At 39.0% G+C, this 22,297-nt stretch carries 28 protein-coding genes; 16 read left to right on the top strand and 12 right to left on the bottom strand.

Translation table 11 applies throughout. From position 1 onward, the window contains the following. Nucleotides 1-5 precede the first annotated feature (5 nt). From B9T27_RS05885 to B9T27_RS05895, 3 genes are all read right to left on the bottom strand, one after another. Nucleotides 6-830, bottom strand: a complete 825-nt coding sequence (locus B9T27_RS05885; RefSeq protein WP_086205903.1) for an energy transducer TonB — start codon at nucleotides 828-830, stop codon at nucleotides 6-8. A gap of 208 nt (nucleotides 831-1,038) precedes the next feature. Next, nucleotides 1,039-1,905 (bottom strand): formyltetrahydrofolate deformylase, encoded by an 867-nt coding sequence (gene purU, locus B9T27_RS05890; RefSeq protein ID WP_086205904.1) that lies wholly within the window; start codon nucleotides 1,903-1,905, stop codon nucleotides 1,039-1,041. A gap of 97 nt (nucleotides 1,906-2,002) precedes the next feature. After that, complete coding sequence (locus B9T27_RS05895) at nucleotides 2,003-2,695, bottom strand: TetR/AcrR family transcriptional regulator (protein WP_086205959.1); 693 nt, start codon at nucleotides 2,693-2,695, stop codon at nucleotides 2,003-2,005. Between the two features lie 113 nt (nucleotides 2,696-2,808). Here B9T27_RS05895 and B9T27_RS05900 point away from each other — a divergent pair, with 113 nt between their 5' ends. The 5 genes from B9T27_RS05900 to B9T27_RS05920 all read left to right on the top strand — a co-directional run bounded on the left by B9T27_RS05900 (nucleotide 2,809) and on the right by B9T27_RS05920 (nucleotide 7,090). Next, nucleotides 2,809-4,257: a coniferyl aldehyde dehydrogenase gene (locus B9T27_RS05900; RefSeq protein WP_086205905.1), complete on the top strand. Its 1,449-nt coding sequence runs from the start codon at nucleotides 2,809-2,811 to the stop codon at nucleotides 4,255-4,257. Nucleotides 4,258-4,421: 164 nt separating this feature from the next. Then, on the top strand, nucleotides 4,422-4,658 hold the full coding sequence (gene rpmB / locus B9T27_RS05905) for a 50S ribosomal protein L28 (protein ID WP_086203994.1): 237 nt from the start codon (nucleotides 4,422-4,424) through the stop codon (nucleotides 4,656-4,658). 12 nt (nucleotides 4,659-4,670) lie between these two features. Then, nucleotides 4,671-4,826: a 50S ribosomal protein L33 gene (gene rpmG, locus B9T27_RS05910; protein WP_001205031.1), complete on the top strand. Its 156-nt coding sequence runs from the start codon at nucleotides 4,671-4,673 to the stop codon at nucleotides 4,824-4,826. Between the two features lie 148 nt (nucleotides 4,827-4,974). Beyond that, a complete protein-coding gene (locus tag B9T27_RS05915) occupies nucleotides 4,975-6,693 on the top strand; it encodes a cation:proton antiporter (RefSeq protein WP_086205906.1) in 1,719 nt (572 codons plus the stop codon). A gap of 172 nt (nucleotides 6,694-6,865) precedes the next feature. Further along, nucleotides 6,866-7,090, top strand: coding sequence for a hypothetical protein (locus tag B9T27_RS05920; protein ID WP_086205907.1), 225 nt, complete (start codon nucleotides 6,866-6,868; stop codon nucleotides 7,088-7,090). Between the two features lie 73 nt (nucleotides 7,091-7,163). On the opposite strand, the gene B9T27_RS05925 is transcribed toward B9T27_RS05920, so the two are convergent. The 5 genes from B9T27_RS05925 to orn form a co-directional block, all read right to left on the bottom strand. Next, the gene (locus B9T27_RS05925) at nucleotides 7,164-7,442 is read right to left on the bottom strand and encodes a hypothetical protein (RefSeq protein ID WP_086205908.1); all 279 of its coding nucleotides are present in this window, start codon (nucleotides 7,440-7,442) and stop codon (nucleotides 7,164-7,166) included. Between the two features lie 109 nt (nucleotides 7,443-7,551). Continuing rightward, a complete protein-coding gene (locus tag B9T27_RS05930; protein WP_086205909.1) occupies nucleotides 7,552-8,055 on the bottom strand; it encodes a DUF6586 family protein in 504 nt (167 codons plus the stop codon). Nucleotides 8,056-8,326: 271 nt separating this feature from the next. Next, nucleotides 8,327-9,193, bottom strand: a complete 867-nt coding sequence (locus tag B9T27_RS05935) for an enoyl-ACP reductase FabI (RefSeq protein ID WP_213033009.1) — start codon at nucleotides 9,191-9,193, stop codon at nucleotides 8,327-8,329. Nucleotides 9,194-9,281: 88 nt separating this feature from the next. Then, nucleotides 9,282-10,016, bottom strand: coding sequence for a Bax inhibitor-1/YccA family membrane protein (locus B9T27_RS05940; protein WP_086205910.1), 735 nt, complete (start codon nucleotides 10,014-10,016; stop codon nucleotides 9,282-9,284). Nucleotides 10,017-10,210: 194 nt separating this feature from the next. Further along, the gene (gene orn / locus B9T27_RS05945) at nucleotides 10,211-10,771 is read right to left on the bottom strand and encodes an oligoribonuclease (protein WP_086205911.1); all 561 of its coding nucleotides are present in this window, start codon (nucleotides 10,769-10,771) and stop codon (nucleotides 10,211-10,213) included. Between the two features lie 124 nt (nucleotides 10,772-10,895). Here orn and rsgA point away from each other — a divergent pair, with 124 nt between their 5' ends. From rsgA to secB, 4 genes are all read left to right on the top strand, one after another. Next, on the top strand, nucleotides 10,896-11,954 hold the full coding sequence (gene rsgA / locus B9T27_RS05950) for a ribosome small subunit-dependent GTPase A (RefSeq protein WP_086205912.1): 1,059 nt from the start codon (nucleotides 10,896-10,898) through the stop codon (nucleotides 11,952-11,954). 91 nt (nucleotides 11,955-12,045) lie between these two features. Then, entirely contained in the window at nucleotides 12,046-12,453 is a 408-nt protein-coding gene (locus B9T27_RS05955) for a rhodanese-like domain-containing protein (RefSeq protein WP_086205913.1), read from the top strand. A 15-nt stretch (nucleotides 12,454-12,468) separates the two neighbouring features. Continuing rightward, nucleotides 12,469-12,732 (top strand): glutaredoxin 3, encoded by a 264-nt coding sequence (gene grxC / locus B9T27_RS05960; protein ID WP_086205914.1) that lies wholly within the window; start codon nucleotides 12,469-12,471, stop codon nucleotides 12,730-12,732. 39 nt (nucleotides 12,733-12,771) lie between these two features. After that, entirely contained in the window at nucleotides 12,772-13,224 is a 453-nt protein-coding gene (gene secB, locus B9T27_RS05965) for a protein-export chaperone SecB (protein WP_086203983.1), read from the top strand. 68 nt (nucleotides 13,225-13,292) lie between these two features. On the opposite strand, the gene B9T27_RS05970 is transcribed toward secB, so the two are convergent. Both B9T27_RS05970 and coaBC read right to left on the bottom strand, forming a co-directional pair. Then, nucleotides 13,293-13,670: a cytochrome b562 gene (locus B9T27_RS05970; protein WP_086205915.1), complete on the bottom strand. Its 378-nt coding sequence runs from the start codon at nucleotides 13,668-13,670 to the stop codon at nucleotides 13,293-13,295. A gap of 149 nt (nucleotides 13,671-13,819) precedes the next feature. Next, entirely contained in the window at nucleotides 13,820-15,085 is a 1,266-nt protein-coding gene (gene coaBC / locus B9T27_RS05975; protein ID WP_086205916.1) for a bifunctional phosphopantothenoylcysteine decarboxylase/phosphopantothenate--cysteine ligase CoaBC, read from the bottom strand. Between the two features lie 112 nt (nucleotides 15,086-15,197). Here coaBC and radC point away from each other — a divergent pair, with 112 nt between their 5' ends. After that, nucleotides 15,198-15,908: a RadC family protein gene (radC, locus tag B9T27_RS05980; RefSeq protein ID WP_086205917.1), complete on the top strand. Its 711-nt coding sequence runs from the start codon at nucleotides 15,198-15,200 to the stop codon at nucleotides 15,906-15,908. A 52-nt stretch (nucleotides 15,909-15,960) separates the two neighbouring features. Beyond that, nucleotides 15,961-16,872, top strand: coding sequence for a bestrophin family protein (locus B9T27_RS05985; protein ID WP_086205918.1), 912 nt, complete (start codon nucleotides 15,961-15,963; stop codon nucleotides 16,870-16,872). Between the two features lie 84 nt (nucleotides 16,873-16,956). Here the strand turns inward: B9T27_RS05985 and B9T27_RS05990 are convergent, their stop codons facing one another. Then, nucleotides 16,957-17,808 (bottom strand): PHP domain-containing protein, encoded by an 852-nt coding sequence (locus B9T27_RS05990; protein WP_086205919.1) that lies wholly within the window; start codon nucleotides 17,806-17,808, stop codon nucleotides 16,957-16,959. Nucleotides 17,809-17,851: 43 nt separating this feature from the next. On the opposite strand from B9T27_RS05990, the gene B9T27_RS05995 reads away from it, so the two are divergent. Genes B9T27_RS05995 through mnmC form a run of 4 tightly spaced genes read left to right on the top strand, consistent with a single transcriptional unit; the run spans nucleotide 17,852 to nucleotide 21,283 of the window. After that, complete coding sequence (locus B9T27_RS05995; RefSeq protein ID WP_086205920.1) at nucleotides 17,852-18,475, top strand: inner membrane-spanning protein YciB; 624 nt, start codon at nucleotides 17,852-17,854, stop codon at nucleotides 18,473-18,475. A gap of 31 nt (nucleotides 18,476-18,506) precedes the next feature. Beyond that, nucleotides 18,507-18,809, top strand: a complete 303-nt coding sequence (locus B9T27_RS06000) for a YciI family protein (protein ID WP_086205921.1) — start codon at nucleotides 18,507-18,509, stop codon at nucleotides 18,807-18,809. Nucleotides 18,810-18,813: 4 nt separating this feature from the next. Beyond that, nucleotides 18,814-19,320 carry a hypothetical protein gene (locus B9T27_RS06005; protein WP_086205922.1) on the top strand — a complete coding sequence of 169 codons (507 nt, stop codon included), beginning with the start codon at nucleotides 18,814-18,816 and terminating at the stop codon, nucleotides 19,318-19,320. A 34-nt stretch (nucleotides 19,321-19,354) separates the two neighbouring features. Next, entirely contained in the window at nucleotides 19,355-21,283 is a 1,929-nt protein-coding gene (gene mnmC, locus B9T27_RS06010; RefSeq protein ID WP_086205923.1) for an FAD-dependent 5-carboxymethylaminomethyl-2-thiouridine(34) oxidoreductase MnmC, read from the top strand. 110 nt (nucleotides 21,284-21,393) lie between these two features. Here the strand turns inward: mnmC and B9T27_RS06015 are convergent, their stop codons facing one another. Then, on the bottom strand, nucleotides 21,394-21,708 hold the full coding sequence (locus tag B9T27_RS06015) for a rhodanese-like domain-containing protein (RefSeq protein WP_086205924.1): 315 nt from the start codon (nucleotides 21,706-21,708) through the stop codon (nucleotides 21,394-21,396). Between the two features lie 90 nt (nucleotides 21,709-21,798). Here B9T27_RS06015 and B9T27_RS06020 point away from each other — a divergent pair, with 90 nt between their 5' ends. Then, nucleotides 21,799-22,287 (top strand): YajQ family cyclic di-GMP-binding protein, encoded by a 489-nt coding sequence (locus B9T27_RS06020; RefSeq protein ID WP_086205925.1) that lies wholly within the window; start codon nucleotides 21,799-21,801, stop codon nucleotides 22,285-22,287. The last annotated feature ends 10 nt before the right edge of the window (nucleotides 22,288-22,297 follow it).

The raw sequence follows: 22,297 nt of genomic DNA on the forward strand, positions 1-22,297 counted from the left end.
ATATGTTAGCTGGTTAACTCTAATTCAAAAGGTAAATCGCCATAAATTGCGCGACCATCTTTAGAAGCTACAAATTTAGCACCACGAACTGCACGTAAAACTTTATCATCTAAAGCAGGTAAACCACTCGACTTAGTCACTTTTACATTCGTAATTTTTCCATCAGCTGTAGCGATAATATTAACTACAACTGTTCTTTTAACATTTTCCAAATCTTTATTGGTAAAAGAGAGACGTGGTTTTTTGGCCCACGATACATCTCCTGCACTAAACTTACGCGGTGCATTTTTAGCATCACTTTCAGCTTTATCACGTGCTGCTTGATCTTTAGCTGCCTGATCGCGTGCTGCTTGATCTTTAGCCGCTTGCTCTCTCGCCTGTTGATCTTTCAGAGCTTGATCTTTTTTAAGCTGATCTAAGCGTTTTTGCTCATCAAGACGTTGGTTTTCAATTTTTTTCTTCTCTAGCTTAATCTTTTCTTGCGTATCATCTTGCTGAATGATCTTTTTTTCGACCGCCACTGCTTTATTTGCAATCACTTTGGGTTTCAGCACTGGCTTTGGCAGTACGGGTTCAACTTTAGGCTTGGGTGGCTGTACTTTGGGTTTAATCGGCTCAGCAGGAGCAGGTGGTGGTGGAATATCTTCCACAATTTTAAGAAATTTAACTTTTAACGGCGTTTTTTCGATCGGTTTTAACTCAGGTGCTTTCATATTGCTCACTGCCCAGAGCACACCCATATGACCGATCACGACGGCCAACAATGCCGTGAGCACTGTTTTTTTCATCGAAGGAGGAAATTCAAGACTTGCTGTGGAAGATTGACTCATATGAATCTGTATACCTAAACCAGAGATAGACTACAAAAATGAATTTGTAAATCGAACTCATCGGATCGAACAATTAAAGTGCGATAAGTATAAATGAGAAGTGTTTTCATTTACAACTACTTTTTCTATACTTTTAATCGATTTTCTAAATTGAAAATATAAAAGGGATGTATAAAAACATCCCTTCTTGAATATAAAAAATTATAACTTATTGAAATATCACTGTCTTATTGCCATCAACAATGATTCGGTCTTCCAAATGCCATTTCACAGCACGTGCCAGTACATTTCGTTCAACGTCTTGGCCAAGTTCACGCAATTGCTCGACAGTAAAGTCATGATTTACGCGCTCAACATCTTGTTCAATAATCGGACCTTGATCCAGCTCGGCTGTCACATAGTGTGCAGTTGCGCCAATCAATTTCACACCTTTTTCATGTGCTTGTTTGTACGGATTCGCTCCAACAAAAGCAGGTAAAAAAGAATGATGAATATTAATGACTTTCATTTGCCATTTTTGTACAAAACTTTCACTCAAAATTTGCATATAGCGGGCAAGTACAAGTAAATCATTACCTTGCATCAATTCATCAATTTTGGCATATGCTTCTTCTTTATTGTCTTTGTTCACAGGAACAACGATAAAAGGAATACCAAAATTTTCGACTGACTCACGTAAATCCTCATGGTTAGATATTACTTGTGTAATTTCACAAGGTAATCCCCCACGTGCATGACGCCATAAAAGCTCAAGTAAAGCATGGTCAACTCGAGACACAAGAATACCAACTTTTTTCACATCACTAACCAGCGCCATACGCCATTGCATGGCATAACGCCCAGCAACATTATTCTCAAATGTTTGTAGTAATGCATCTTTACGTGCTTGTAAATGATCCAATTCAAACTCAACACGCATGAAATAACGCCCACCCTGAGCTTCTGTTGCATATTGATCAAGCGCCGTAATATTTGCGCCTTGATGATACAAAAAGCTCGATACAGCTTGCACAATACCGGGCTTGTCTTCACAAGTAATCAGTAAACGTGCTGTGTTGGCAGTAGTCATGTTCATGTTGATGTATATCACTTCTAAGTTAAATTTAAAAACAGCCGAACATTCTAACCCTTTTTGAGAGGCGATTCAAAATCACCTCGTTTTAAAATGCACTTCATTCAATTTTTGAGGTCGATAAACTTTCAAATAATTCGGAAGAACCGAATGATTCTAGTAACCGCTCATAGGTTTCACGGCTTTCACCACGCAAATAAGCTCCTTCTAAAAACACCATTTGACGTAATGCTAACCAAATCCATTTTTCATCGAGATGGTTGGAATCACTCAAATGCCCAGACATATATAGGAAGTTAGTCCAGTTGGTCAGTACAATCCAAATATTAATGATCAATGCTTCAATTTCAGAAGAGGTCATTTGCATTAAACCAGCCTCTACAAAGGCATGATAAATTTTTTGCCCTTGTTGCATCACCTTACCCGCAAATCGTGGATAAATTTTTCTAAAATCAGCATTATTTTCGACTAAATGATAAACATCACGATGTAGAAAACGATATTCCCACAGTTGGCTGCTCAGCACTTGGAAATAGCGAATTTTATCATTTGCATTGACTGGTCGGTCATCGGGCAATGCCAGCATATCCAAAGTTTCTTTTTGGTACTGCTCCATTAACTCTTTAATGATTTCTTGTTTATTACGAAAGTGATAGTACAGATTGCCAGGACTAATCCCCAACTCAGCTGCAATATGATTGGTCGTCACCGAACGCTCGCCACGCTCATTAAAAAGTTGCAAGCTAATCTGCAATATCCGATCTTTCGTTTTCAATGTTTTAGAGCTCGACATCGTAATACCATTTTTAACCGTTAGCATACGCTAACACATAAAGTGACTTGACTATTTAGAGTATTTACTCTAAAAAATAGATTAAATTAATCTTTTCGTAAATGGTGTTTGTCATGAACAGTCAAACAAAAACAAATTCTATGACTCCCTATTCGCCAGAAGTCCAACATTTGCATGATATTTTAGCTCAGCAAAAGTCGGCTTATCAACGCTATCCTGTTCCTACAGCTAAGGAACGCATAGAACGTTTGGCACGTCTAAAAAAGGTCTTAGTAAAATATCAAGATCAAATTGCAGATGCAATTAATCAAGATTATGGTAACCGTTCAGTCACTGAAACTAAAATAGGTGAATTACTCACCTGTTTAGAACACATCAAGTATTATAGCAAGCATTTAACCCATTGGATGAAGCCTTCTAAACGTCATGTTGGGATTATTCATCAACCGGCGAAAGCTTGGGTGCAATATCAACCTTTAGGTGTAGTTGGGATTATCACACCTTGGAATTACCCCTTGCTACTTTCGCTTGGACCACTAATTTGTGCTTTGGCGGCGGGCAACCATGCCATGATCAAAATTTCAAGTTCATCGATGAATTTTGGCCATGTTCTTGAAAATGCACTTTCTGAAGCATTCCCACAAGAATTGGTTGCAGTGGTCACTGGTGGTGGAGCATTGTCTGATGCTTTCTGTCACTTAGCTTTCGACAAGATGATTTTCACCGGCTCAACCAATGTCGGTAAAACCGTCATGGCCGCTGCGGCTGAAAACTTAGTTCCTGTGATTTTAGAGCTTGGAGGAAAATCTCCTGTTGTAGTTCATCCATCCAGTGATCTTAAAGAAGTCGCTCAACGAATTGCTTTTGGAAAGCTATGGAATGCAGGGCAAACCTGTGTTGCACCAGACTATATGTTCCTACCCAAAGGTAAAACAGCCGAATTTGTTAAGTGTTATAAAACAGTGGTTAATGAGATGTATCCAACTTTGGCAAACAACCAAGACTACACATCGATCATCAACGACAAACAATACAACCGTATACAAGGCTATTTGGAAGATGCACGAATACGAGGTGCAACCTATATAGAGCTAAATCCGCAGAATGAAGACTTAACTCATGTGCGTAAAATTGCACCGACATTATTGACAGACATTACGCCAGATATGCAGATCATGAAAAATGAAATCTTTGGTCCAATTTTACCGATCATGGAATATGAGAAAATTGACGATGTTATTGACTTTATCAATAGCGGTCCGCGTCCTCTTGCTTTATACTATTTCGACTTTGATAATGCACGTGCGGATTATGTCTCGCAACGTACGCATTCGGGGCACTTTGGTCAAAATGCTGTATTAACCCATGTCGCACAAGACGATTTACCATTTGGTGGCGTAGGTGCTTCAGGTATGGGGAAATATCATGGTCCAGAAGGTTTCTTTAGTTTGTCACATGAACGCTCAGTAATGTCTATTCCCAAGCTGTTTAGCATTAAGTTCATTTTGCCACCTTTTAACAAGCCTTTTGTTAAAATTCTAGAGAAAACCTTTCTACGATAACTGATCAAGGCATGATCTATCGCACTTGATCCTGTCGAGTTTTAATCAATTCCGCTTGTCTTTTAAGCGGAATTTTGGTATAAAACGCCCCTTGAAGGAATTCATCCGTTTATTTTTGACTGGCCATACAGTTTTGCTGTTGGCTAAATCAATGGAGTTACACCATGTCTAAGGTTTGCCAAGTTACCGGCAAGCGTCCAGTCGTTGGTAACAACGTCTCGCACGCCAATAACAAAACCAAACGCCGGTTCGAGCCGAACCTGCATCACCACCGTTTCTGGGTAGAAAGCGAAAAACGTTTTGTGCGTCTTCGTCTAACCACTAAGGGTATGCGTATTATCGACAAATTGGGTATCGAAAAGGTTCTTGCGGACATTCGTGCTCAAGGTCAAAAGGTCTAAGGAGTCTGAACCATGCGTGATAAAATTCGTCTAGTTTCTTCAGCTGGTACAGGTTATTTCTATACCACTACTAAGAACAAACGTACTATGCCGGAAAAAATGGAAATCAAAAAATTTGATCCAAAAATCCGTCAACACGTAATTTTCAAAGAAGCTAAAATTAAATAATTTTAGTTTTCTAAAAAAAACGACCCAAATGGGTCGTTTTTTTTGCATTTTTTTTACTCAGCTTGCTAAACTTTAGCCAGCGTTTTCGCTTTCTTTTTTCTTTTTCTTTGTTTTCATAATTACACCTGCTTAATTTAAGGAATTTTTAGTGCCTCATGATGTAGATTTGATTATTTTACTTGCAGTCGGTTTTGGTATTGCCCTCATTTTTGGCTATATCGCTGCACGGTTACGTCTACCCCCCCTCATTGGCTATCTCATTGCCGGTATTATTATTAGCCCCAACACCCCTGGGATTGTTGGTGATCTAGCACTTGCAAATCAACTGGCTGAACTGGGCGTCATGTTCTTAATGTTCGGTGTTGGTATGCATTTTTCACTGAATGATCTTTTACAAGTTCGACGCATTGCCCTTCCTGGTGCAATTTTACAAATTGCAGTGGCAACATTACTCGGCATGGCGGTTTCCATCTTTTGGGGATGGAGCTTGGGTTCTGCCCTCGTTTTCGGCCTTAGTCTATCTTGTGCAAGTACCGTAGTCTTACTTAAAGCCTTAGGTGACAAAGGTTTACTCAATTCAGTGAATGGTAAAATTGCCGTGGGTTGGTTGCTGGTCGAAGACTTGGTGATGGTCTTAGTGCTGGTGTTACTTCCTGCTACTGCAGTGTTACTCGGTGGTCATGCTGCAGAAGGCCATGTGAATAATGACAATATTTGGCTCACGCTGAGTATTACCTTGTTAAAGGTGATCGGCTTTATTGCCTTTATGCTCATTATTGGTAAACGTCTTGTACCCATGATCATGCAACATGTTGCACGTTTAGGCTCTAGAGAGCTGTTTACACTTACCGTCGTTGCAGCGGCCATTTCAATTGCCTATGGCTCATACGCAGTCTTTGGCGTTTCTATGGCATTGGGTGCATTCTTTGCAGGAATGGTGGTCAAAGAATCGGATTTCAGTCACCGTGCAGAAGAAGAAACGCTACCTTTACGTGAAGTTTTTTCAATTCTATTCTTTGTTTCTGTCGGAATGCTGTTTGATCCTCGAATCATTATTGAACAACCACTACATATTCTTGCTGTTATCGCCATCATTATGATTGGTAAAACTATTGCGGCCATGGCACTGGTACTGTTCTTCCGCTATCCATTAAATACTGCGCTAACCGTAGGTGCAAGTCTGGCACAAATTGGTGAGTTTTCATTCATTTTAGCCACTTTGGGTTTATCTCTTGGCTTACTTACCCCTGATGCACAGAATCTAATTCTTGCAGGTGCGCTATTCTCAATCACCCTAAACTCCTTCCTTTTCTCGGCCATTGAACCTGTGCAAAACTGGATTCGTGAACGTTCACATTTAGCCCGTTTACTGGAACGCAGTGGTGACCCACTTGCCATGCTGCCTGATGAAGTCGATCAAGACTATTTACGTGATCAAGTGGTGATTGTTGGTTATGGTGAAGTCGGACGCCGTATGACCAAAACGTTGATGGAAAATGACATAAAAGTAGTTATTGCTGAAGAAAATCGTGAGAAAGTTGAAAATTTACGTGAAAAAGGGATTGCCGCTGTCTCTGGTCGCGCAACTGAGCCAAGTGTACTCATTCAAGCCCACATTCAACATGCACGTCTTTTAGTGATTTCACCTATGGATATTTTAGATATTCATAAAATTGTTGATACAGCAAAATTACTCAATCCACAAATTCAAGTTTTAGTGTGCGCAGAAAGTAAAGAGGAAGCCGAAGTGATTCGTGCGGATCATATTGGTGAGGTCTATTATGCCAAAGAGGAAATGGCAACAAATATGAGCAATCATATTTTAAATCAAATTCAAATTGCGCATCATCACAATCCAACCCATTAAAATTTTATCAATTTAGATATCAGGCTGTTATTTCAATAGACAGCCTTTTATATTCTGATGAAAAGCTATTGATTTATTTACTAAAACAACCTAATTTCACAAAATAGTCCTAAGACTAAAGACCTCTTAATAAGAAAAATGATGTGAAATATTCAAATTATAAAGGGAAAGCATGCTACTTATCTATCTTGGCTTAGCGATCATTATTATTGGTGGTATTGGTTTTTTAATTGCAGCCTTTAAAACAAGTATTTTATGGGGACTGGGCTGTTTATTATTCTATCCTATTTCTATTGTGTTCTTAATTTTTCATTGGAATGATGCCAAAAATCCTTTTTTCTTACAGCTAGTTGGCCTTGGCATTGTCTTTTTGGGATCAATATTTGTATCACCTTAGTAGCAAAATATATTTTATTCTAACTATAAAAAACGCACTTTATAGTGCGTTTTCAGGATAAAAAGGTTTTAAATTAACTTCTATATTTGGGTTGCTCATCAACTACTTCGGCTTGCCATTCGTTGGCTTGTTTTTCAAGTAATGCAAATAAGGCTGCTTGAAACATATGCTGAGCAACGACAGGAGTTTGATCGCCAAGCAATGCTTTCACTTCTTCATTAAACTGAATAGTGACCAAAGGTTCTTGTTCAGAGCCTGAGTTTCGCAAAGCCAACTCACCATTTTCAAGTTGAACCAGCTCAAGAACGGCTTCCTGATTACCAAATAGCTGTTTTAACTGTTCTATAGACATACATCCTCCATGCTCAACATGGGGCAAAGTACCGCATGCACTTTGCAACTGCTAAGTATCTTATATAAGTACTCAAACATTAAATTTCAAGATGATTTTCTAAAAAAGATTAGAATTCAACCATCTCATTACGAAAACCATCAATCAATTGGGTTAAGTCATGATGCCATTCGCGTAAAATTTTTGCATCTGGTAACCATGCCTGTGGCGTTTGTGTGACCTTAATAATTAAATTTGAAGAGGTCTCATTTTCAGGCTCAGGTACACTTGGTTCAGGTGTATATTGACACAAACGGTATGCACGGTTTAGTTCTGCAATAAAGCCATCTTTGGCCAATTTTTGCATCACTAAAACTTCTGGTGATACCTGCCCTTTGGCTGCCATATGAACTTCAATAGACTGCAAGGTTGGGGTAAAGTCGTTGAGTCCATAATAACGCACCAATTCCTGTAAAAAAGCCAGTACAGCACCATGTAAATGGAATACAGCTGCTTCTCGGTGCGCTTGAACTTGTTGTACATGCTCCGTTTGTTCCGCTTGCTGACACGCTAAACGCGCAAAATAGAGTTTTTGATTGGTACGATCAGCATGATAGCGAGCAACACGAGACATGGTTTTTTCCTTTATACACAGCATGACAACAAGTATGATCTTAGAGTAACCGCGCTATCACTTTTTGAATATCTATTTTTTATTTTTTGACAGCAGAGTCATTCGATCAAATATTTCTCATATCTTACGCTTTAAAGCTTATGTTCCATAAAAAAGCCCAAGTTAGGATGATCAAATTAGAAAGGATCTTTCTCATTAAATCACCTAAACCTAGGCCGTTTTACCCGACAAGATCATTTCACCTGATCGGTTTTACTTTAAATCGCAAAATTTAGTCAGCAGCCATCATTTCTGGGCTCATCCCCACGGTGTTAAAGCCTGAATCTACATATAGAATTTCACCAGTAATTCCATTTGCCCACGGTGAGCATAGGAATAACGCAGCATTACCCACATCTTCAATGGTGACATTACGTTTTAGCGGTGAGATTTTTTCATTCGCATCTAACATTTTACGGAAAGATTTAATTCCTGAAGCTGCGAGTGTGCGAATCGGACCCGCTGAAATCGCATTTACACGAATTCCCTCTGCACCCAAACTCGACGCTAAGTAACGTACACCTGCTTCTAAAGAGGCTTTTGCCATCCCCATTACATTGTAGTTTGGCATCACTCGTTCTGAACCTTGATAAGTCAAAGTTAATAGACAGCCTTGGCGCACTAACAATAATGGCTTAGCAGCACGAGCCATCGCAATAAAGCTATATGCACTGATATCATGTGCGATTTTAAAACCTTCACGATCCGTTACATCAGTAAAATCACCATCTAATGTATGTGCTGGTGCAAAGCCGATTGAATGTACCACACCATCCAAACCATCCCAGTGTTTTGCAAGCTCTACAAATGCATTGTCAATGTCTGCATCATTCGTAACATCACAAGGAAAAACCAGCTTAGAACCAAATTGCTCAGCAAAATCATCAACACGTTTTTTTAATTTTTCGTTCGGATAAGTAAATGCAAGTTCTGCCCCTTCACGATGTAAGGCTTGTGCAATACCAAAGGCAATCGATAATTTACTTGCGACACCCGCGATTAAAAAGCGTTTTCCCGCCAAAAGTCCTTGTGACATGAATTTCCACTCGAAATAGTTTGTATGCATAATGCCAATTCTCAATGCATTTCGAAATTGCATAATGCATCTTTTTTACAATGTTTCGTAAATTGAATAAAAAATCGCCCTAAATTAGAGCGATTTTTTTATTTTGAAGATCACCTCAAGATTAATCATCACCTTGCAACAGACTCAATAAACGCATAAATGAATAATACATCCAGACCAAGGTTGCCAATAACGCAATACCACACAACCATTCAAAGGCTTTTGGCGCACGTTGAGCTGCCGCAGTTTCAATTAAATCAAAATCTAAAATCAGGTTCAAAGAGGCAATCACTGCAATAAAAGCTGCAAAACCAATGCCTAGCCAATTGCTTTCAAAAATAAAAGGAATACTTGAACCAAATGCTAAACGCATGACCAATTGCACAACAAACACCAATGCAATCGCGATAGTTGCAGACATAACCACTGCTTTGAATTTTTCAGTGGCGCGAATAATTTGGAATTTATATAAACCAAACATCACTAAAGTGGTGACAAAAGTGGCTAATAATGCCTGTAGCGGAATACCAGGAAACTTGATTTGAAAAATAACAGAGATACCACCAAGAAATGCACCTTCAAAACAGGCATACGGAATTGCAAGTACACGTGCTGTATTTGGTTTAAATGTAGTGATTAACGCTAAAATCAAACCACCAATTGCACCAACCATAGCAGCCGCATAAGCTAGACCAACATTTAGACTACTAAAGCTATAAAAAAAGATCCCTAAACCGAGTACTGCTGCAATTACAGTCAGCAATACTGACTTTTGAATTGCGCCTTGTACCGTCATCGGCTGGTCATAATCTGCATAGGTTTCCGCGCGGGTTAAAATCGGGTTATTACTTTGCATAATTCAACTCATTGTAATAATTAAAAATATAAAAGGATTGTAAAGTGGTTTATTTGCAAACTGATGTAGTGCCTGCTTCTTTTTGTAACCACATCAATTTATTTAGCTCAAAACCAGTATAACTTAAAATTTTAAAATGCAAAATGCGTAAAAAAGAGGCAATTTAAGCCTCTTTTTTAATGACTACTTTTAGATTAATCAGGTTGATTCATAATAAAAAAATATTGACGATAATATTTTAATTCAACAATCGAATCGCGAATATCATCCATAGCTAAATGTGAGGCATTCTTTTTTAAACCGCTCATAATTTCTGGACGCCAGCGTTTAGCTAACTCTTTGACCGAAGATACATCTAAGTTACGATAATGGAAAAATTGTTCCATTTCTGGCATTAAACGATGTAAGAAACGGCGGTCTTGGCAAATTGAGTTACCACACATCGGAGATGTTTTAGGATTAACCCATTTTTTAAGAAAGTCTAATGTTTGGAGCTCAGCATCACGTGCCGTAAGTTTACTGCGACGTACACGGCTGACTAAACCCGATTGACCATGTTGGCGAGTATTCCACTCATCCATTGCATTAAGCACAATATCAGACTGATGCACAGCAAGTACTGGACCTTCCGCAAGAATATTCAAATTATCATCAGTCACAATTGTAGCAACTTCAATAATTTGGTCATTGTCAGTATCGAGACCCGTCATTTCAAGGTCAATCCAAATCAAGCGGGTGTCTGGGGTGCTGCTCATAAATGTGCAATCTTATTAGGCTAAAAAACCATAATACTAGCAAATTTCTTACATCTTCGCTGTAAATACTGCCCCCATCATGCTATTTTTGCCTTCTTATTATTATGGTTTACTCAGGTTATGAATGGCTTTAATTCGTAAACGTCGTTTAACTGAACAGCAGCAACGCCGGATTCAGAAGCAACAAAAAACACGTCAAGAAGATGTAGACACTTCCAATGAGTTAGAAGGTCTCGTGGTCCAACATTATGGACGACAACTCGAAGTACAAGCCCTTTCGGTACCCGATGAGCCGCCAATACAACCCAAAACTAAAGAAGGTGAACCCGAAGCCTTTTGGAAGTCAATAGAGTTAGGCAGTGTTTGGCGTTGTCATACACGAACTAATCTAGAACTTTTAGTGACTGGCGATAAAGTTAAATGGCAGGCCGATCCAAATACTGGTTTAGGAATTATTTCCGCCATTCACCCGCGTGATTCATTACTGACTCGTCCTGATCGTTATCATAAAGTGAAACCCGTTGCGGCCAATATCAGTCTTATTGTGATTGTATTTGCAGTCATCCCTGATCCAGCCCCAACACTAATTGATCGTTATCTGGTTGCATGTGCAGATGCAGATATTCCCGCACTGTTGGTCCTAAATAAAACTGATTTACTTAAAGAAAATGATCCTCTATTAAAACTGGTAGCCGAATATCAAGCTTTGGGCTATGAAGTTTTACTGACCCAGTCTGCTGGTGATTTAACTGAATTAATGCAACGTATAGATGGTGAAACGGTTGCCTTTGTGGGGCAATCTGGTGTTGGTAAAAGCTCACTCATCAATACCATTGTTCCGAATGCGGCACAGAAAACCAATATTATTTCTGAAAACTCGGCACTGGGACAGCACACCACTACATCTACCCGTTTAATTAGTTTTGGGGAAAATGGTTCACTGATCGATTCTCCAGGAATTCGTGAATTTGGACTGTGGCATTTAAATTTAGATAAAATTGAAAATGGCTTCCCAGAAATTTTTAATTTAATCGGACATTGTCAGTATCGTAATTGCACACATACCCATGAAAAACAGTGTGCTTTAAAACAAGCAGCTGAAGCTGGTGAAATTTTACCGCGCCGTTTGGACAGTTATTTACGTCTGATTAATGAAATTACTGAGGCGCAACAAAAAAATTAGTTTTCTTTTATGCCAGCCTTGAAGCAGTGATTTTGATCACCATATATATAGGCTATACTCTACCCAGTTTTGATTTGTAATTAGGTGACTTGTGGAACGTTGGTTCGAATTTATGGGGAATCACCCCTTTTTATTTGGTATTTTAGGGGCACTTATTGTCTTGTTCTTCGTTTTTGAAGGACAACGTAGTGGTCGTAAAATTTCAGCACAATCACTTGGAATTTTAGTAAAAGCTAAAAATGCGATGTTGATTGACTTACGTGATGCCAAAGATTTCCGCGAAGGTCACATCAGTGGTAGCCGTAACATTCCATATAGCAAAATTTCAAGTCATATTGAAGAGTTAAAAGCATCTGACCGTCCACTTGTATTCATTTGCAATATGGGTCAAATCGCAGGTACTGCACTACAACAAGTCGGTCATTCTGATAGTTATCGTCTAGATGGCGGTATCAGTAATTGGAAAGCCCAAGGCTTACCCCTAGTTAAAGCAAAATAAGCTTAAGGAGTCATTATGACAGCTGATGTAAAAGTTTATTCAACCACTGTCTGCCCGTATTGTGTACGTGCAAAACAGCTGCTTGAGCGTAAGGGCGTAGCATTCACAGAAATTAATTTGTCCAATGAAGCACCTGAAGTACGTATGGAGTTAATTCAAAATACCAAACATCGTACAGTACCTCAAATTTTTATTAACGACCAATTTATTGGTGGGTTTGACCAACTTTATGCTTTAGAAAAAGAAGGTAAACTTGACTCATTGTTGGCCGCAGTTTAATTCGTCAATCACTACCTCATATTATTAAGGAAATCAAGAATGAGTGAAGAACAACAACCGCAACTTGCTTTAGAACGTATTTACACTAAAGATTTATCTTTTGAAGTGCCTGGGGCAAGCGTTTTTACTAAAGAATGGCAGCCTGAGTTAAACATCAACTTATCATCTGCTGCTGAAAAAGTTGATCCAACTCACTTTGAAGTGTCTCTAAAAGTAGTTGTACAAGCAAATAATGCTGGTGAAACTGCATTTATCGTTGATGTTACTCAAGCTGGTATTTTCTTGATTGATGGCATTGAAGAAGATCGTCTTCCATACATTCTTGGTGCTTATTGCCCAAATATTTTGTTCCCATTTCTTCGTGAAGCAGTGAATGATCTTGTAACTAAAGGTAGTTTCCCACAATTGCTTCTTACTCCAATCAATTTTGATGCAGAATTTGAAGCCAATATGCAACGTGCTCAAGAAACTGCTGCTGAAGGTCAAGCTTAAGTATTTAAGTCTGATTATAAAAAAAGACCGCTTTAAGCGGTCTTTTTTTATGGCATATTCAAGTTTAATTAACGATAAATTTTATGTCCTTGATCGCGAATTTCACCTAGTTTTTTACCTTCCATTTTGGCATGATCCAACTGACCAGCCTGAACAAACCCTTTAGTTTTATCAATTTCAGCCACCAATTGATCAAATAAAGCAGCCGATGAAGGTTGTGCAACTTGCCCACCTTGGGGCACTAATTTAGCTTTTTTTGCATCCAATGCTGCAATACGCATATTATTTAAAGCTTGCATTGCATCAGTTGAATTACTAGATTGATTAAAGGCTTTGTAATTCTTGCCAAGGGTTTTCATATTCTGTTCAAGATCAGCAGCAAAAGTCATACTGCTAATACTCAAGCTTGTAATCATCATCAGTGTAGCGAAGGTTTTTTTGATCATATTGACTATCCTTTTCAAAATGTAGTTATTCTTAGCATTTAAGCATGGCCTAATGTACAGATAAGCTTTTGGTTGTACAACCCACTCAGCATACATAAAAAATGCAACGACATCGTTGCATTTTCATAAAACCTTATCGCTAATTCATATTAAACTGGTTCAATTTCATGGTGCTGCGCATCATGAATCGCTTCAACCAACTGTTGTGCAATGTCCTGTTTCGAGGCTTTCTCTAAATCACGCTTTTCTAAGTGGTATTGATCAGCAAAAAAGACAACCATGGCATTTTCATCAGAAGCAAAACCAATATCTGCACGAGATACGTCATTACACGCAATCATATCCAGCTTTTTAGCAACTAATTTTCCTGCGGCATATTCTTCAACATTGCGTGTTTCTGCTGCAAAACCCACCATAAATGGACGTTTTTCTTGCTGTGCAATAGTTGCAACAATGTCTGGATTTTTCACTAAACTGACATGCAGCTCATCGCCTGCTTTTTTAATTTTATGCTCCGCAATTTCAGCAACTCGATAATCAGCCACAGCTGCGGTGGCAATGAAGATATCGCACCCTTCTTCAAGTTGATGCATACTTTCATCTAACATTTTTATCGCAGATGATACATTAATACGGTGGACACCATTGGGTGTATCCAAACTAACTGGCCCCGCAAGTAACGTTACTTTTGCGCCAGCAGCATAACAGGCAGCTGCAATTGCAAAGCCCATCTTTCCAGTACTATGGTTGGAAATATAGCGGACTGGATCAATTGCTTCACGAGTTGGGCCAGCAGTCACAACAACTCGTTTCCCTGCTAACATGCCAAATTTTTCTGCAATGGCACGTTGCGCACGATGAAAGTAATCCATGACTTGTTGAGCCAAATCTTCAGGTTCAGGCATACGCCCTAAGCCCACATCACCACATGCTTGAGAACCTGCCTCTGGCATAATGACATGTACACCATCTTCCACCAAAGTATTCAGATTGCGTTGCGTCGCTTTTGCTGCCCACATTTGTTGATTCATTGCAGGTGCAACCCAAACTGGTGCTTTAGTCGCTAAATACAAGGTACTGAGTAAATCATCTGCTAAACCAGCAGAAAACTTAGCAATCGTATCGCAACTGGCGGGAGCAACCAAAACTAAATCTGCCCAACGTGCCAATTCAATATGCCCCATACCTGCTTCAGCTTCAGGATCTAATAATTCAGTATGGACTGGATTACCTGAGAGTGCTTGAAATGTTAAAGGGGTAACAAATGCTTGTGCCCCTTTAGTCATTACGACACGAACATCAAAACCAAAATCTTTGAGTCTACGTACCAAGATCGCACTTTTATAAGCAGCAATCCCCCCTGTTACAGCAAGAATAATTTTTTTATTGGAAATCACACTGAGATCAAAACTCACGCTCATGTCACCTTTCTGTTGCAGTGGCGCTCACAATATCATTAAATATTCAGTGACCCAAGCAATTCGCTGGGGAAAATAAAAGTAAAATAAATCAACGAAGCGAATAATAATGAATCACTCAATTAAACAATGGCCACAACAAGAACGTCCACGAGAGCGCTTACTCCAACAAGGCGCTGAAAGTCTTTCTGATGCTGAACTTTTGGCGATTTTTCTTAGATCTGGCTCCAAACAGCATTCTGCGGTGGAACTCGCACGCCTACTGATTCAACATTTTGATGGATTAAATCCAGTATTCGATGCCTCATTAGAACAGTTAAGTCAATTCCATGGCATTGCTGAAACCAAATATTCGCAACTTATGGCTGTCAAAGAACTGGGACGACGCTATATTAAACAACAACTTTATCAAGGTATAGACCTAAGTCGCTCCGATTTAATCCAGGATTACCTACGCTATGAATTAATTGGAGAATCACAAGAAGTCTTTGCAGTACTCTGTTTAGATGCGCAACTGCGGAAAATAAATTTTAAAAAACTGTTCTTTGGCTCAATAAATTATTGTGCTATTTCAATCAACCAATTACTTAGACATGCCATACAATCTCATGCTACTGGAATTGTGATTGCACATAATCATCCCAAAGGAATTGCCCAACCTTCCGCTGAAGATTTGCAGTTAACTCAAGAAATTTTGCACGCATGTCATTTAGTCGAAATTAAAGTACTCGATCACATTATTATTGCACCTGAATCTTCTTTTTCTTTTGTAGAGCATGATCTACTCAAAAGTCCACAGAGAATGCTGAATTCATATTGACAAAGCCTTTTGAACTAGTAGGATCAACTTAAAATATGTTGATTCAAATAATATGATTGTTCGTGAACAAAACGACACCTTAAAACTATTATTCTCTTGGCGTGGCACAATTTTACCTAAAGTTTTGCCGCCCTTAGGTGTAGTGATGCTCATTTCCGCAATCGTCGGCGGAGTTGAATATACTGATCTCTATCGATTCCCAGAATTACCTTTAGTTGGTTTTACCCTGATTGGTGTCGTACTGTCCATTTTCTTGGGCTTTAAAAATACCGCATGTTATGACCGCTGGTGGGAAGCACGTAAGTTATGGGGTATGTTGATTGCGAATGCGCGTCATTTTGACCGTGATTGTCGTATGTTCCCACAAGGTCGTCGGGAACGAATTATTCATCACGTGATTGTATTTGCCAATGTCCTACGAGACCGCCTACGTCATCAAACTGCAAACCCAATCTCGCTCATCGAAACCAGTGGCATGAGCCAACAGGCTCTAGCACAGCTCTATCAGCAAAATAATGCACCACAATACACGCTCAGTTTAATTCAATGGGAATTGATGCAGGCGCTCAAAGAGGGTGAAATTTCTGACATTATTTATGCCCAGTTAAATGAACATGTAAACGAGCTAAGTTTAGTACAAACCGGCTGTGACCGTATCGCTACAACGCCGTTACCCTTTGCATATTCAGTTTTATTAAACCGTACCGTGTACTTTTTCTGTTTTATGTTGCCATTTAGCTTAGGCTCTTTATTGGGATTAGCAACACCATTATTGGTTGGAATTTTAGCTTATACATTTTTAGGCTTAGATGCTTTAAGTAGTGAAATTGAAGAACCCTTTGGGACCCAAAGTAATGATCTTCCCTTAGACTCGATGGTTCGTACGATTGAAATTGAATTACTAGGCACATTAGGCAAACCCACCCCGCCTCCAATTCAAGCACAGGATCATAATCTTTTATAATCCTACTCATTTGACAGAGAGGAGACTTTTAGACTCCCTCTTTCAAGACGGTGGGATAGCAACATTGAGCGTTTAGATAAAAATTTAGCTAAAACTCTCCCAAATCCCAACTTGTCCTTCTTTGACTCTTGGAATATTGCCCAATTTAATCCACGGCATATTATCACCATGAAAATCACTGCCGACCGAAACTTTTAAATTAAACTCTGCAATCATTCGATCCACCATTTGCCGAGTCGATAAAGGCTCAATGGCTGGCGGTAATTCAATGGCATCACCACCATGCTGCGCAAAAATTTCAATTAAATAACGAATATTGGTTGCCGATAAATCATAACGGGTTGGGTGTGCTAAAACAGCAAAACCCAGACTTTGATGAATGACCTCAATCGTTTCCGCCAAACCTAAACCATCAAATTTCACATAGGCTTTTTTGCCTTCTTTAATGTATTTATCAAATGCCTGTTGTGGACGAGCAACAATGCCTTTTTCCACCAAGACTTTTGCAATATGCGTACGCGTTACACGGTCAGGCTCATCTGCTACTTTTGCTAAAACATCAGCGTAAATATCTTGCCCAATCAATGGGATGAGTAAATCACAAATTTGCTTGGCACGGATTGCACGAATTTTTTTTTGTTGTATAAGAAGCTGTTGTAATGGCTCAGGATTTTGCATATTCAAAGCAACAATATGCACCCCATAACTTTTTTGGGTCGCAGGTCGTGACCATTGACTCGATATTTCAACCCCAGAAATAATTTGAATCGGTTGATTTTTTGCAACTTCTTCAGCTAGTTTTAAGCCATCCATGGTATCGTGATCGGTCAGTGCAAGGGTATGAATACCTTTTTCAAGCGCTGACAGCACCAATAGTTCTGGAGACAAAGTTCCATCAGAAATATTACTATGTGTATGTAAATCTACGCCTTGCATCTTCTATACTACATTATTCACCTGAACAGTTTGATATTTTAACATGAAAGCATTTTTAGATTATTTACCAATAATCATATTCTTTGCAGTATATAAATTAATAAAGCCAGAACAGAGTCAAGCTGTATTGGAAGCCATTGGAATTACAGGTGCACTAGATAATCGGAATATCTTAGTTGCCACTTTAGCGTTGATGGTTTCAACCTTAGTCGTGTACTTATATTTATTTATTTCGCAAAAATTTAAACTCGAAAAAGCACAAATTTTAGTGGTTGTAAGTACCATCATTTTTGGTGGCTTAACACTCGCCCTACGTGATGGCGACTTTATGATTTATAAAGCGATCTTTTTAAATCTTGCCTTTAGTCTGGCCTTTCTAATTAGCCCAATGATAGGTAAAGAGAAAAAACCACTGATTCAACGTATGTTTGATCCCATTTTAGAATTAACTAAAGCTGGTTGGATTAAACTTAACTTAGCATGGGTCGGCTTATTTTGCTTCATGGCATTTCTACATTGTTTCTTTGGTTTTATTTATCCAGATCCATCAAAAGACCATGCAGTTTGGGTAAATTTTACCGCTTTTGGTGACATGTTAGTGATGTTATCGTTTATTATTATCCAGTTTATTGTATTGCGTAAGCACTTTAAATCCTCCCAAGAATAAGCGCTGACGATCAGCATATTGGAACATTAAGATGCCTCTATTTATCATTACCTGTACCGATTATGCAGGTACCGTAGAAAAACGCCTAGCTGTACGCCCACAACATATAGCTCGCCTCGAACAGTTAGATGCTGAAGGCCGTGTCATCGTTGCAGGTGCAATGCCCAAAGACCGTGAAGACCCACAAGCTGGTTTTTATGGCAGTACTATGATTCTTGATTTTGAAAGCCGTGAAGCCTTAGATATTTGGCTGCAAGCAGAACCTTTTTTAAAAGAAGGGATCTACGCACACATAGATGTTAAGCCGTTCAATAAAGCATTTCCAAAAGGATAATATGATGCGCGTTGTGGTCAAAAGCTTACTCGGCTTATCTCTTATTTGTTCTATGGCGTGGGCTGAGCCTACTCCGCAAACGACCACTCCTATAACACAAGGCACAACTGTCGCGCCTCTTCCCCCTCAAGTCGCTCCAAAACCCGGTATTCTTTCCGCTGTAGCAGGTGCGAATACTATCGTACAGCCATCTCCACAAGAAAAAGAGAACAAAGTACTCACCGCTGAACAAATTGCCAAAGAAAAAGCCTCACAAGATGCCAAAGTCAAAGCAATGGTGAAAGACCAAGCCACTCGTTTACAGCAACTAGAGAAAGCCAATTTAGATGCTTTAGCTCAAAACCAAGAATTACAACTTAAAAATGATAGCTTAGGTGTACAAGTTCAAGTGTTACAAAGTGAAGCCAGCGCACAAATGTTTTTATATGGCGCTGCCACTATTGCTATCGGTGTATTACTTGGTTTTTTCATTGCCAGTTATATCTATACCAAACGTCGTCGTCAGTGGTAACTCCCTGACTTTATACTTTAAAGGTTAATTTGCTGTGTCTAAGGCCATTCAAACTGCTGATTTAGATTGGCAATGCGTTGATGGAATTGAAATTCCATTTTCTAAAAAATTTGCTGATGTGTACTTCTCCAGAGATAATGGTCTCCTAGAAAGCCGTCATGTCTTTTTACAGGGCAATGACTTACCGATCCGTCTAGCAAATCTACATGACTTTGAATATTTTAGTATTGGTGAAACTGGCTTTGGTACAGGTTTAAATATTTTAGCTTTATGGCAACTTTGGCAACAAGTTCGTCCAGCTAATCAGAGTCATTTACATGCTGTCAGTATTGAAAAATTTCCATTAAACAAAAATGACCTCATTCGTGCACTCAATGTCTGGCCTGAACTAAAACCCCTTGCAGATCAGCTGATTCAGCACTATCCCATTCTCATTGCAGGTTGCCATCGTCTTAATTTTCCAAATGAACGCTTTTCTTTAGATCTTTGGCTAGGTGATGTACATGATGTCTTGCCTAGCATGCATAAAACTAAAGCTATAAATGCATGGTTTTTAGATGGATTTGCACCTTCATGCAATCCAGATATTTGGGATGAATCAACCTTAAAAGAGCTTATCCGTCTATCTGATATTGGTACGACCTTTACATCTTTCAGTGTGGCTGGTGTATTGAAACAAGGTTTTCAACAACAGGGAATTTCTATTTCTCGTCCCAAGGGTTTTGGCCATAAACGTGAAATGTTAAAAGCCATTTGGGAACTTCCTTCTAGACTAAATCAAGATCTTGTTTCTGCTTCTGAGAATCCAACATACAGTTCTAAAAAAGCATCATCACACTCAAGAACTCAATATAAACAACATAAAATCGCTGTTATTGGCGCAGGAATAGCGGGTTTAAGCTGTGCATGGGCATTTGCTCAACGTGGGCATCAAGTCACGATTTACGACCAAACAGCGCCACTTGCTGGGGCATCTGGAAATCCTCTGGCCTTACTAAATCCTAAACTTAGTTCTGCAGCACAGAGTGCAGAACATTTAGTCACCGCCACATGGCAATATGCTTTACAGCATTATCAACAATTTGATGGCTTTCGTGCACTGCATGTCAATCAATTAGCACAAAAAGATGCTGAAGATTTTTTAAGTCTTGCACAACAATATTCAGATGAGGTTTTTACAAAACAAGATGCCAATGCGTTAGCACTCAAAACACAATTTGCCAGTCTACAATTAAAACCAGCTGCAGCAATTTATCCACATCAACTACAAGCCAGCATTTTGAAACATCCATTGATTCATTTCCAACATGCACAAGTTGATAGCATTCAAAAACAGGAACATGGTCAGCTCATATTACTCAATCAAGGTCATGTCTTGGATGAGTTTGACCATGTTATGGTTTGTGCAGCCATGAATAGTCCAAAGTTTATTGATCACTATCCTCGACTGAAACCTAATCGTGGCCAAGTGAGTTGGGTCAATAATCAAAAACAGCCACTTCAAACCAATCAAGCCTATAGTTATACTGGTTATTGCATGCAACTCGACCCACAACATTTAATTATGGGTGCTTCGTTTTATCCACATCGTGATGATCATGACGTACTGGCAGAAGACCATGTGCATAACTATGATCTTATCCATAGTGCTTTTCCTGAATATGCTGAAACATTAGCACCTATAGCGCAATGGCAAGGCCGGGCATCGGTACGTACCCAAAGTCCTGATTACTTTCCTTTACTTGGAAAAATGCAGGAGGATACCGAAATTTATACGCTATCTGCATTAGGCTCGAAAGGATTTCTCTATGCTCCCCTATGCAGTGAAATTTTAGCAGCACTGGTTTTAGGCGAAGTATGCCCAATTCCACAAAATTTGTTACAAAAATTAAGTCTGAGACGTTTTCAAAAGAAAGTGAAACCTAAAAAGCCATATTTTAATGGTGTTATTGTCAAACCATAGTCTAAATACTGAAAGTAACCTTGTAGCAGTAACAATAAAACCTCGCAAATGGAGGCCTTATAAAATGTTATATTCTTCACGACATAAAAAAGCGCCTTACGGCGCTTTTTTTAAAAACCTTGTTCTAAAGGAATACCTGCATCACGTACTGCACGTGTACCACCCATTAAAACAACATAATCACGAGAGCTATCGAAGCCTTCTAACTTTTCAGCTGCGCGAGGAGCTTTACTCCCACCACCACATAGTATGTAAATGGACTGATCCGAATTTACTTGAGTCAAGCTTTGAGCATCCAAATCATCAATCGGCTGATTTACAGCACCTTTAACATGACCGTCAGCATAGGCTTTTGCATCACGAACATCCCAAATAACCGCATTTTCTGGGAACTCAAATGTTGTAATTTCTTGTTTACGGATCATTGCACACTCCTTTGATGTAAACAGCACTTGGCAAATGAAGAAAACATCCCTAGCATCTCAGATATTCTTTCCCTTTGTAAAGGTTAAACTATGCCATCTTTAGATATTGTTTCAGAATTAGAGATTTTTGAAGTGAACCATGCAGTTCAAAACACTCAAAAAGAAATTGCAACGCGCTTTGACTTCCGTGGTCAGGACGTTTCGATTGAAGTTTCTGAAAAAAATAAAGAGATTAAAATTTCAGCAGAAAGTGATTTCCAATGTGAACAGGTTTTTAGCATGTTAGAAAACCATTTCTTTAAACGTAAAGTCGATATTCAAGCGCTTGATCCACAAAAAATGACTGCATCAGGTAAAAATGTCATTCAAATCATCAAACTTAAAGATGGACTTGACTCGGATACCGCAAAAAAAATAAATAAAGCCATTAAAGAGAGCGGCATCAAAGTGCAATCTTCTATTCAAGGCGACAAAATTCGTGTTACAGATAAAAAACGCGATACTTTGCAACAAGTCATGGCGTTCCTGAAAGAACAACAATTTGGCGTACCTTTACAATTTAATAACTTTAAAGACTAAGGTCTTTTAG

Source organism: Acinetobacter sp. ANC 4648 (genome assembly GCF_002135345.1).
In the GTDB taxonomy this organism is placed as follows: domain Bacteria; phylum Pseudomonadota; class Gammaproteobacteria; order Pseudomonadales; family Moraxellaceae; genus Acinetobacter.